Source organism: Flavobacterium sp. Arc2, assembly GCF_041431385.1.
GTDB lineage: Bacteria > Bacteroidota > Bacteroidia > Flavobacteriales > Flavobacteriaceae > Flavobacterium.
The window spans coordinates 94,244-106,653 of the sequence record NZ_JASMRH010000006.1 but is presented as its reverse complement, the minus strand read 5'-3'; the positions used below and the strand labels follow the sequence as shown (position 1 = coordinate 106,653).

Genomic DNA, 12,410 nt, shown 5'->3' with positions numbered 1-12,410 from the left:
CTATTTATTTAGTGCAAACTACTTGTTTTGTAAATCTCAGGTCAATTTTTTTATACTTATACAACGAACTGTCTAAAACTGCTTTTTGAAAAAATGCTTTATAATCATTAAATTTTTGCTCCATATCTGAGGAATTTCCAAAGTCAATTTCATAATTATAATTCCTATTCAACATTTTCAACCTCCCGCCAGGCATAATTTGAACAGCAATGATGTTTTTTTTCAAAAAATCATCGTCATAAATTAACCGAAATAACTGGGCATATTTTTCGCTATTTTTTATATTAATCTCCCCCGAAACAAGTGGAACTCTGGCCGTAAAATTAGTTGACAATGGCATTACACCACCCTCGTAATCAATGTAAAAAGAGCCATTCCCATCCAAAACCCGCGCCACCGGAGTCTTTTGTTTTACTACTGCTTTTAGAACACCATCAATACTCACAAATACATCTGATTTCTCAATCATCTCATTTGAATTCAGTCTTCTCTCTAGCTTATTCAAATCTAATTTATCTTTTCCAATGCTTGAAGCATTCTCTTTATTTTCTATTAACAATTTATTAACCGTTTCTCTTTTTACAAAAAGAGCATTATCTCCAACAAAAACAACGACAGATTTAGTAAGTTTTCTATTCTCATTTCGATTTGCTGTAAATGAAAAAAGGAAAATTACAACCCCAATCATGAGCACTAGTCTCGTATTTGTCCAGTTAAATATTTTCATTTAGCGCTTTTTTAATTGACCCTACTAATTCACCAATATCACCTGCTCCTATAGTCACGATTACCTCAGCATCACTTTCCAGAATAGCTTCGATCATATTCTCTTTTGTAACTAATTTCTTCTTTTGACTATCCACCTTACTCAATAACCATTCCGATGTTATTCCTTCCATTGGTAATTCACGAGCCGGATAAATATCCATCAACAAAAGCTCGTCAAACTGAGACAAACTTTTAGCAAAATCATCAGCAAAATCCTTTGTTCTACTAAACAAATGGGGCTGAAAAATCGCAAGAACTTTCTTAGTAGAATACAATTCTCTCACTGCTTGATATACCGCATTAATCTCCGTGGGATGATGTGCATAATCATCTATATATACTAAATCATCTGTTTTTATCTGATAAGAAAATCGTCTTCTTATCCCTTTGAATGAAGCCAAGGCTATTGCAATCGCATCGGTTGGGGTGCCGAAATTTATCGCCATTGCGATAGCCATTAATGCGTTCATCAAATTATGTTTTCCAGGCAAACCAAAACGGAAATCTTTTAAAGTTTCAGTTGGCGTTTTTACATCAAAAATATAACTCCCGTTGTCAATTCTTACATTTACCGCACTGTAAACTGCATCTTCATTCACCGCTACAGTAACACCTTCTAACGGCAGTTCCTCCGTTATAAACAACCTACTTTTGTCTTCTACTTTATTAGCAAATTCTACAAATGACTCTTCAATCGCATCACTAGTCCCATAAATATCTAAATGGTCTGCATCCATTGATGTAATACAGGCAATATTAGGATGTAAATGCAAAAAAGAACGATCAAATTCATCAGCTTCTACGACTGTAACTGTTTTACCGTCACCTATTAAATTCGAATTATAATTTTCGACTATTCCCCCAATAAAAGAAGTAACATCTGCACCACTATCATATAGAATATGACCTAAAATACTCGACGTTGTTGTTTTTCCATGCGTTCCCGCAACTGCAAAACAAAATGTATCTTTTGTAATTATCCCTAAAACTTCGGCTCTTTTCTTAATATGATATTCCCGCTCTACAAAATAGTTCCATTCTGAATGTGTTCCTGGAACAGCAGGCGTAATAATGACCAAAGTGTTTTCGACGAAATAATCTTTGGGAACCAAATCAATACTATCTTCAAAATGAATTGCTATACCACTTTCTATTAGCTCTTTTGTTAGAGTCGTAGGAGTTTTATCATAACCAGCAACTTGTTTCCCTATATTTTTAAAATAGCGAGCCAAAGCACTCATTCCGATGCCACCGATACCGATGAAGTAGACGTTATGTATTTGGTTTAAATTCATATTGATTTAAATCTGTTTTATTTATTTCTAATTAATTTCACGATTTCGTCAGCTATTTCTTTTGTCGCTTCCGGCATCGCTAGATCCTTGATGTTTTTACTTAGTTGACTTTGCTTTGCTTGGTCTTGTAATAGCGCCTCAAAAACCAGGCTAAACTCTGAATCAAGTTCAGATTCTTTCAATAAAATCGCTCCTTTTTTATCAACTATAGCTTTTGCATTCTTTGTTTGATGATCTTCAGCTACATTAGGCGAAGGAATAAAAATTACCGGCTTCCCAACAATAGATAATTCCGATACTGATGATGCTCCCGCTCTAGAAATAATGACATCTGCAGCTGCATACACAAAATCCATTCTTTCTATAAAATCGACAACATGAACCGATTTAGAATCGTATTTTTTATAATCGTCAAAATATAATTTCCCGCATTGCCAGATTAGCTGTACCCCTTGATTTTGAATGTTTTCCAATTCCTTTTCAATCAACTGATTCACTCTTCTCGCTCCAAGACTTCCGCCTAGAACTAATAGTGTTTTTTTATTGACATCTAAATTAAAATACGCAACAGCTGCTGGTCTTTTACTATCAATATCAATTAAGTCCTGACGAACTGGATTCCCAGTTAAAACCATTTTTTCTTTTAAAAAAAATCGTTCTAAATTTTCATATGCCACACAGATTACATCTGCTTTTTTACTCAATAACTTATTCGTAATCCCCGGAAAGGAATTTTGCTCTTGAATTACAGTGGGAACCTCCATAATACTTGCCATTTTTAATAATGGACCACTGGCAAAACCACCAGTTCCTATCACCACATCCGGTTTAAACTCTTTTATAATTTGTTTTGCTTTCCATAAACTATCTGCTAATTTTAATGGAAACATCATATTTTGCAAAGTTATTTTCCTTTGTAAACCCGCAATCCACAAACCCTTAATCTGGAAACCAGCTTGAGGTACTTTTTGCATTTCCATTTTATCTTTGGCACCTACAAAAAGAAATTCGGCATCAGGAAAACGTGATTTTAATTCATTTGCAATAGCAATCGCAGGATAGATATGTCCACCTGTTCCACCACCACTTAATATGAATTTGTATTGCCTCATTGTATTGAAATTTTTTAGTTTTAAAATTAATTTAACCCTCAAAAATATTATTTATTCAAAACTGCGTTCATTGGGTTTGTCGCCTTCTCTGTAATCGAATAATCCTCATCGACCTCCTTCTCTGAATCTAATTCAGCGTCGATTAGTTTTTGAAGTGCTTCCTCACGTTTAGCAGCGTTTTTAAGCTCTTCCTCAATTTCTTCATCTTTTTTAGTAACACTAATAATAATTCCTAGCGAAAAACAAGTCATCCAAATTGAACTACCTCCACTACTTATTAGTGGTAATGTCTGCCCCGTTACCGGTAATAATTCGACTGCAACCGCCATATTGACCATCGCTTGAAATATCATTGGAAAACCAAGCCCGACGACAACTAACTTCCCAAAGAGAGTATTGGCCTTATGTGAAGCGATCACAAATCGAAACAGCAGCAATAAATATAAAATCAGAACTCCAAAACCACCTATAAGACCATATTCTTCAACAATAATTGCATAAATAAAATCCGAGGAGGATTGTGGTAAAAAATTCTTCTGAACACTTTTCCCAGGTCCTAATCCATAAATTTTACCAGATGCAATAGCAATTTTAGCTTTTTCAATTTGGTAATCATCTTCATCTGGTTTATCCGTACTGAAATTTTCTATTCTACTTTCCCAAGTGGATACTCTACTGAAAAATCGAGAATCAGGAAAAGCTTTGGCAATAAGAACAAAAAAAACAAGAAACAGAATTCCAGAACCTACAATAGCTCCAATATATTTTAATGGGTATTTCCCAATAAATACCAACATCAATATCATTGCAAAAATTAATGCTGTAGTAGAGAAATTGGCAGGTAAAATTAGAATAAGAGTAATAAAAACAGGCAACCACAGCTCCCATAACGAGGACTTAAAAGTAAGTGGCTCTTCTCTGGTTTTAGATAAATATCGGGCAACAAATATGAATAACACTACAGATGCCAATGTTGACGTCTGGAATGATATCCCAATAAAAGGAACCTGAATCCATCTACTCGCATTTGCTCCGGCAATTACAGTCCCTTTAACTAATGTATAAAGCAACAATATCCAAACTACTGGTAACGCGACTTTAGATATTGCTCTAAAATAATGATACGGCACTCTATGCACACCATAAATAATTAGAAACCCAATACAAATATGTGCTAAATGTTTTACCAAATAACCCAAAGTATTTCCGGTTCCGTGACCCAAATAAGCCAAATTACTACTGGCGCTAAAAACAGGCATAAACGAAAACAGTGCTAATAAAGCCACGAATGACCATATTACTTTATCTCCTTTTAATTTGCTTATTAGTTCCTTCATTTGTATTATTTAATTTTAAAAAAATATAATTTTCTGCTTAAAGGTTATGAACCGCTTGTTTAAATTGATTTCCTCTATCTTCATAGTTTTCAAACAAATCAAAACTGGCACATGCAGGTGATAATAAAACTGCATCTCCTTTTTCTGTTAATCGTTGTGCCATTCTAACGGCGTCATTCATATTCGTAACTTCTACCATCATATCCACTACGTTACCAAAGGCATCAATTATTTTTTTGTTATCAACGCCCAAGCAAATGATAGCTTTCACTTTTTCACGTACCAATGACATCAATTCATTGTAATCATTTCCTTTATCAACACCTCCAACAATCCATACTGTGGGCATATTCATACTATCCAATGCAAAAAAAGTAGCGTTTACGTTCGTCGCTTTTGAGTCATTGATATATTGTACATTCTGAATTTTCAATACTTTCTCAAGGCGGTGCTCCACACCTTGAAAATTAGATAAACTTTCACGGATTGTTGCTTTTCTTATTTGCATCAATTTTGCTACAGAGGTTGCTGCCATTGCATTTTTCATATTATGTTTCCCTTCTAATGCAATAGATTCTGTTTCCATTAAAAATTCATCTTGATTGATTTTTACTTCCATTTTGTTGTTTTGTATAAAGGCTCCTTCGTTGAATGTTTTTGTCAAGGAAAAAGGGATTAATTTAGCGTTTGTTTTATTATTTTCTAACCATGTTGTAATAGCCTCGTCATCTGCGTCATAAATGAGGTAATCATCCTCAGTTTGATTCATTGTAATTCTCATTTTAGAATTAATATAATTTTGATAATTATATTCGTATCGATCTAAATGATCCGGACTTATATTCGTTATGATAGCGATATGCGGTTTGTAATCTACGATTCCGTCCAACTGGAAACTGCTTAATTCAAGCACGTAAGAATCGTATTTATCATCTGCAACTTGCTCTGCAAAACTTTTCCCTATGTTTCCGCCCAATCCTACATTCAATCCTGCTGATTTAAGCAAGTGATAAGTTAACATCGTTGTCGTTGTCTTTCCGTTACTTCCCGTAATTCCTATTGTAATTGCTTTTGTGAAAGGAGCTGCAAACTCTATTTCAGAAATCACTGGAATTCCTTTCTCAATCAGTTTTTTTACAATTGGCGATTTCTCTGGAATCCCTGGGCTCTTCATGACTACATCGGCATTGAGAATTAAATCCTCTGTATGTCTTTCTTCTTCCCAATCGATGCCGTTATCTATAAGAACTTGTTTGTATTTATTTTTTATTTTTCCAAAATCAGATACAAAAACGTCATATCCTTTTTTCTTCCCTAAAATCGCAGTACCTGCTCCACTTTCTCCTCCTCCTAAAACTACTAGTCTCATACTATCTTAATTTTAGAGTGATAATCGAAAGTATCGCTAACATAATAGCTACAATCCAGAATCGGGTTACAATCTTACTTTCATGATATCCTTTCTTTTGATAGTGATGATGCAACGGCGCCATCAGGAAAACTCTTTTGCCTGCGCCAAAGCGTTTTTTGGTATATTTAAAATAACTCACCTGTAAGACCACAGATAAATTTTCGACTAAAAAGACACCACACAATAGCGGAATTAGTAATTCCTTACGAACTGCAATTGCCAGCACCGCAATGATTCCACCGATTGTCAAACTTCCAGTATCTCCCATAAAAACAGATGCGGGATAGGAATTGTACCAAAGAAATCCAATTAAGGAACCAACAAATGCAGCTATAAAAACCGTCATTTCTCCTGAATTAGGGATATACATTATATTTAAATAATTAGAGAAAATAATATTCCCAGAAACGAAGGTAAAGATCCCCAATGCCAGAACAGATATCGCCGAGGTACCCGCTGCGAGTCCGTCAATTCCGTCTGTTAAGTTTGCTCCGTTAGAAACTGCTGTGATAATAAAAATAACAACCGGAATAAAAATTACCCAAGCCCATTTTTCATATCCTTCACCCGTCCACGCCAACAATTCAGAATAATCGAATTCGTTATTTTTAAAAAAAGGAATCGTAGTAGCAGTCGATTTTTCCTCAATTGGACTCGCGGTAATAACCGTTTCTGTAGTGGTTTTAAAAACATCTCCTTTTCCAGTATCCGTTCTTACAGTTACAGCTGGACTAAAATAAAGAACCGTCCCAACAATAAGACCTAATCCTACTTGCCCAAATACTTTAAAAATACCTTTTAATCCTTCCTTATCTTTTTTAAATATTTTGATATAATCATCTATAAACCCAATTGTCCCCATCCACAAAGTCGTCACAATCAACAACACTACATAAATATTTTGCAGTTTTGCAAACAACATAACAGGCACTAGGGTAGCAAATATGATAATCAAACCTCCCATGGTAGGCGTTCCCGCTTTTTCATTTTGACCTGCTAATCCAAGTTCACGAACCGTTTCACCCACTTGTTGATTTTGCAAAAAACGGATGATTCTTTTTCCATAAATTGTAGATAACAATAACGAAAGTATAAAGGCTAACGCCGATCTAAATGTTATATATTGAAACACTCCCGTTCCCGAAATGTTTAATGTCTTGTTTAAGTATTCAAATAAATAATACAGCATATTTTTACTATTTATGAAGTTGTTCTAATATCTCTTTCACTATTTCCATGTCATCAAAATCATGACGCACTCCGTTAACTTCCTGGTAGGTTTCGTGTCCTTTTCCTGCAATCAAAATAATATCGTTTGGCTGAGCCAATTGACACGCTGTTTTTATAGCTTGCTTTCTGTCAGTTATCGCAAGTACTTTTTTATAATTTTCTGCCGCCACACCTACTTCCATCTCCTGGATAATAGTATCAGGATCTTCATTTCTAGGGTTATCAGAAGTTAGAACTACTTTGTCGCTCAATTCAGAGGCGATACGCGCCATAATTGGTCGTTTAGTTTTGTCCCTATTTCCACCGCAGCCTACAACAGTAATCAACTGTTCATTTTTAGTTCGAATGTCATTGGTTGTTTTCAACACATTTTCCAGCGCATCGGGAGTATGAGCATAATCAACAATTGCCGTGATATTTGTAGCTGAAACGATATATTGAAATCTTCCCGAAACACTTTCCAACTCAGACAACAAGCGAAGTGTTTCTAAACTATCCATTCCTAATTCAACCGCAGTACCATATATTGCTAAAACATTATAAGCATTGAAAGTTCCAATTAATTTCACCCAAACTTCATTCCCTTCAATCTTCAACAACAATCCCGATAATTGATTTTCGAGAATTTGCGCTTTATAATCAGCATATGACTTTAAAGCATAGGTGCGTTTAATAGCCACTGTATTTTGCAACATTACAGCACCATTCTTATCATCAACATTAGTCAGTACAAAAGCATTTTTAGGAAGGTTGTCAAAAAAAGATTTTTTCACATCTCTATATTCTGCAAAAGTGGGATGGTAATCCAAATGGTCATGAGACAAATTGGTGAAAACGCCACCAACAAAATGTAATGCTTCTGTTCGTTTTTGATGAATCCCGTGAGAACTCACTTCCATAAAACAATATTCAACACCTGCATCTCTCATTTCAGCTAAGTAATGATTAATAGTAATTGAATCTGGCGTTGTATGTGTTGCTTTGTATTCTATATCGTCTACTAAAATTTTAACTGTAGAAATCAATCCTACCTTAAAACCTGCTTTTTTAAATAATTGATATAATAAAGAAGCAATGGTAGTCTTTCCGTTTGTTCCAGTAATACCAACCAACTTTAATTTTTCAGATGGATTCCCAAAATAATTAGCAGCCATGAAAGCCAATGCTTTATTGGTATCTTTTACCTGTATGTAAGTGATTCCTTTTTCAAAACTTTCAGGAAACGCATCACAAACAATTGCTATAACCCCTAGTTCGATTGCTTTTTGAATATAGTCATGCCCGTCTGAAACAGATCCACGAATAGCTACAAAAACGTCATTCTTTTCAATTTTTCTTGAATCAAATTCGATTTTACCTACAGCAACTTCAGTCGAACCATGTACGGCTTCGATTGCAACTTTATATAATATGTCTTTTAGTATAATCACAATAATTCTAATGTTATAGTTGTGTTTTTTATTAGATCCTGTCCCGCTTGAAGCGATTGTGTCTTAACTTTTCCCATACCCACTGCTTTCACTTTTATTCCTAAATTTTCCAATAAAGCAATAGCATCCATTCCCGGCATGCCTTTAACATTTGGAATTGACCTTTGCTGCTTTTGCAACTTAGCAAAGTAGTTGTTGTAGTTATCTTCCTGTTTAGGGACTTTCCTATTTATATTTTTTATTTCATTTGTCGAAGGAACATCTGTAAAAATCTTTTGTGCAATTCTTTTAAAAACTGGTCCTGCAACGCCGGCTCCATAAAAATCTCCCTTAGCAGTGCTTGGTTTATGAACCACTACTATACAAGAATATTTAGGATGATCTGCTGGAAAATAACCTACGAAAGAAGACGCGTAATACATTGCTGTGCCGTCTCTTTTTCCATAATTTACTTGAGCTGTACCTGTTTTACCTGCCATCGAGAAATCTTTAGAATACAATTTAGACGCAGTTCCTTTTTTAACTACGTTAGCTAGAACTGCTTTTAACTTTTTTATTGTTTCAGGCGAACAAACTCTCGGGTTGATTACTTCTTTTTCAACCTTTACAATCGTTTTATTCCATTCTTTAATTTCTGAAATAAATTGAGGTTTCACCATCACACCATTATTTGCCACAGCATTATAAAATGTTAAAGTTTGCATTGGTGTAACAGATACTCCATAACCAAAAGCCATCCAAGGAAGAGAGATATTACTCCAACGCTTGTCTGTAGGTTGAGGAATAAAAGGGCGACCTTCACCTTCAAAATCCATTTTTAATTTCTTGTTCAATCCCCAAGAATTAACATGGTTAACAAATCGAGATGGATTGTCTTTATAATTATCATAAACCGCCTGCACCATCACCGTGTTTGAAGATAATTCGAATCCTCTGGCTAATGATATTTTTCCGTAGCCACCTTTATGTGAATCCCTTACTGCCTTTCCTGAATATCTTATCTCTCCTCCCTGCGTATCATAAACCGTACTTGTGTCAGCTACTTTATCTTCTAAAATAGCCATCATGTCAACTAATTTAAATGTAGATCCAGGTTCATGAGACTCAGCTACAGCATAATTTGTAGTTTCATAATACGTTCCGTCACTAGCTCTTCCTAAGTTTGCGATAGCCTTTACCTGACCTGTTTCAGTCTCCATGACAACTACACAGCCATGATCCGCGTCGTACTCTTGCAATTGTTTTAACAAAGCATGATGCGCAATATCTTGTATATAAACATCAATTGTAGAAATAACATCATAACCATCCTGAGGGTCAACTTCATTGACATCACGAATAGGCTTCCACTGTCCTTTTGCAATTTTTTGCTTTAGAATCTTACCGTCCTTTCCATTCAGGTATTCTCTATACGCCCATTCAATTCCCTTACCGTCAAACTTGTCTTCAGCTATTTCTCTTTCATAACCAATAGTTCGCTCCGCGATTTTACCGATTGGATGTTCTCTAACCGTTTTTTGCTCTACAATAATTCCTCCCTTGTAAGCTCCTAATTTAAACAAAGGAAATCCCTTGATTTTTATATAGTCAGTATAACTCAGACCGCGAGCGATTAAATAATAGCGATTGTTATTTGCTCGCGCTCTTCTAAGTTCGTTTTGATAAAACCCACTTGACTTACCCAAAATCGTAGCCAGAGAATCAGACAATGCTTGCACATTTTTTTCGAAATTCTCTACTTTTGGAGCAAGAGCATCAAACCTTATCGTATAATTAGGTATTGAAGTAGCCAATAAACTTCCGTCTGCCGAATAGATATTCCCTTTATTTGCAGGAATAACAAAATTCTTAACCGTTCTTTCCTTAGCTAATTTTCTATAATAATCACCTTCAACCCACTGAATATTAGTTAACTTAACGGCAATCGCAATCGCTACCAAAAAGATAGCAAACGCAACGAGATAGATTCTATATGATATGTGTTTATCTTCTACTGCCATATTTTTTTAAGAAAAGTTTTCTCTTCTTCTTTTTTTACTTTTATTTTAATTGGAGGAACAGTCGATGGGAAAATTTGCTTTTCTACCATTTTCTCAGAAACAGTAGATTCCATTTTCAATTTCATCAATTGAGAGCGTCTGTCAACAAATTCCGAACGTAGTTCTTTTACTTCATTTGTTAGTTTGGCAATTTTAAAAACTTTCTGTTCATAACGTTGCGTATTAGCAATCATAACAATAGCCAAAAGAATAAGAAAAACGATAAAACGCCAATTTTTCATCGCATCATCATCGATAAGAAATCTCGCTTTTAATATGTTATAAACACCGTTTTTCATTCTGAATTATATCTTTTCTGCTATTCTTAATTTAGCGCTTCGAGCTCTATTATTTAACTTTATTTCTTCTTTGTCCGGCACTATTAGTTTTCCAACAGTCTTAAACGGAACGGAGAAATTACCAAAAAAATCACGCTCAGGCTCCCCTTCAAACATCCCGTTTTTCATATATCGCTTCACCAATCTATCTTCTAATGAATGATATGAAATAACACTTAATCGCCCACCTGGTCTTAACACTTCTAAGGACTGCTCTAGAAATTCCTTTAAAACATCCATTTCTTGATTTACTTCAATTCGAATGGCTTGATAGATTTGAGCTAATATTTTATTCCTTACTCGCTCTGGTAAAAATTTTGCTAAAACCTCTTTTAATTCATCGGTAGTCTTAATAAGCTGTACTTCTCTTGCCTCAACAATGGTTCTTGCTAAAACTGGAGCATTTTTCAACTCTCCATAATCTAAAAAAACTCGTTTTAAATCAGCCTCATCGTACTCATTTACTACTTTATATGCATTTAAGTCATTTTTTTGACTCATTCTCATATCTAGCCCAGCATCAAAACGAGTAGAGAAACCTCTTTCAGCTACATCAAATTGATGAGAAGAAACCCCTAAATCAGCCAAAATTCCATCTACACTTTTCAACCCGTAAAAACGCAAGAAACGTTTGATAAATCTAAAGTTCTCATTAATAAGCGTAAATCGCTCATCTGGCAAAGCATTTGCCAAAGCATCTTCATCTTGATCGAAAGCAAACAGTTTCCCGTTTGGTCCCAACCTACTTAATATTTCTTTTGAATGCCCACCTCCACCGAAGGTTACATCTACATAAACGCCATCAGGCTTTATATTTAAACCATCTACTGATGCTTGAAGCAAAACCGGATTATGATATTCCATTGTCGTCGTCATTTATATTTCCCATTACTTCTTCTGCTAAATCTGCAAAATCTACGTCTTCACCATTTATCGATGTCTCGTATAAATCTTTATCCCATATCTCCACTATATTAACAGCGGAAGAAAAGACAACCTCCTTAGTAATACTACCAAAAGTCACCAAATCTTTAGGGATTAACAATCTACCCAAAGAATCAATTTCTACCATTTTTACACCCGCAGTAAACCTGCGGATAAAATCATTATTCTTCTTTACAAACCGATTCAATTTATTAATCTTAGCCATCATCACATCCCATTCTTCCATGGGATACAACTCCAAACAAGGCTGAAAAACAGAACGCTTCAAAACGAAACCGCTTTGAAGAGAAGGTGTCAACTGCTTTTTTAAAGGCGCCGGCAACAGCACTCTTCCTTTAGCATCGACCTTACATTCATATGTCCCAACAATTGTATTCAAAAGAATCGTTTTATAATGATATGAAGCAAAAATATGAAAAATATCACCACTATCTACCACTATCTACCACTTTGTTAATAAGTTTCACCACCTACAACCCAAACACCTTAGATACAAGACTAACAG

General features: G+C 35.0%; 11 protein-coding genes. All 11 read right to left on the bottom strand.

Going from position 1 to position 12,410, the window contains the following annotated elements; translation table 11 throughout:
* Positions 1 to 4: 4 nt before the first annotated feature.
* Genes QO182_RS05600 through QO182_RS05550 form a run of 11 tightly spaced genes read right to left on the bottom strand, consistent with a single transcriptional unit; the run spans position 5 to position 12,284 of the window.
* Positions 5 to 727, bottom strand: coding sequence for a cell division protein FtsQ/DivIB (locus tag QO182_RS05600; protein WP_371560376.1), 723 nt, complete (start codon positions 725 to 727; stop codon positions 5 to 7).
* Positions 714 to 2,063, bottom strand: coding sequence for a UDP-N-acetylmuramate--L-alanine ligase (gene murC, locus QO182_RS05595; protein WP_371560375.1), 1,350 nt, complete (start codon positions 2,061 to 2,063; stop codon positions 714 to 716). The genes QO182_RS05600 and murC overlap by 14 nt, the downstream gene beginning before the upstream one ends.
* 17 nt (positions 2,064 to 2,080) lie before the next feature.
* Positions 2,081 to 3,175 carry an undecaprenyldiphospho-muramoylpentapeptide beta-N-acetylglucosaminyltransferase gene (gene murG, locus QO182_RS05590; RefSeq protein ID WP_371560373.1) on the bottom strand — a complete coding sequence of 365 codons (1,095 nt, stop codon included), beginning with the start codon at positions 3,173 to 3,175 and terminating at the stop codon, positions 2,081 to 2,083.
* Positions 3,176 to 3,222: 47 nt separating this feature from the next.
* Positions 3,223 to 4,512, bottom strand: a complete 1,290-nt coding sequence (locus QO182_RS05585; RefSeq protein ID WP_371560371.1) for an FtsW/RodA/SpoVE family cell cycle protein — start codon at positions 4,510 to 4,512, stop codon at positions 3,223 to 3,225.
* A gap of 37 nt (positions 4,513 to 4,549) precedes the next feature.
* The gene (murD, locus tag QO182_RS05580; RefSeq protein WP_371535913.1) at positions 4,550 to 5,881 is read right to left on the bottom strand and encodes a UDP-N-acetylmuramoyl-L-alanine--D-glutamate ligase; all 1,332 of its coding nucleotides are present in this window, start codon (positions 5,879 to 5,881) and stop codon (positions 4,550 to 4,552) included.
* Between the two features lies 1 nt (position 5,882).
* Positions 5,883 to 7,112 (bottom strand): phospho-N-acetylmuramoyl-pentapeptide-transferase, encoded by a 1,230-nt coding sequence (mraY, locus tag QO182_RS05575; protein WP_371535910.1) that lies wholly within the window; start codon positions 7,110 to 7,112, stop codon positions 5,883 to 5,885.
* Between the two features lie 7 nt (positions 7,113 to 7,119).
* The gene (locus QO182_RS05570; protein ID WP_371535908.1) at positions 7,120 to 8,583 is read right to left on the bottom strand and encodes a UDP-N-acetylmuramoyl-L-alanyl-D-glutamate--2,6-diaminopimelate ligase; all 1,464 of its coding nucleotides are present in this window, start codon (positions 8,581 to 8,583) and stop codon (positions 7,120 to 7,122) included.
* Positions 8,580 to 10,583, bottom strand: coding sequence for a penicillin-binding protein (locus QO182_RS05565; protein ID WP_371535906.1), 2,004 nt, complete (start codon positions 10,581 to 10,583; stop codon positions 8,580 to 8,582). Before QO182_RS05565 ends, QO182_RS05570 begins: the two co-directional genes overlap by 4 nt.
* The gene (locus QO182_RS05560; protein WP_371535903.1) at positions 10,574 to 10,921 is read right to left on the bottom strand and encodes an FtsL-like putative cell division protein; all 348 of its coding nucleotides are present in this window, start codon (positions 10,919 to 10,921) and stop codon (positions 10,574 to 10,576) included. The genes QO182_RS05565 and QO182_RS05560 overlap by 10 nt, the downstream gene beginning before the upstream one ends.
* A 6-nt stretch (positions 10,922 to 10,927) precedes the next feature.
* Positions 10,928 to 11,836, bottom strand: coding sequence for a 16S rRNA (cytosine(1402)-N(4))-methyltransferase RsmH (gene rsmH / locus QO182_RS05555; RefSeq protein WP_371535900.1), 909 nt, complete (start codon positions 11,834 to 11,836; stop codon positions 10,928 to 10,930).
* Positions 11,811 to 12,284, bottom strand: a complete 474-nt coding sequence (locus tag QO182_RS05550) for a division/cell wall cluster transcriptional repressor MraZ (RefSeq protein ID WP_371535898.1) — start codon at positions 12,282 to 12,284, stop codon at positions 11,811 to 11,813. The genes rsmH and QO182_RS05550 overlap by 26 nt, the downstream gene beginning before the upstream one ends.
* Positions 12,285 to 12,410 lie beyond the last annotated feature (126 nt).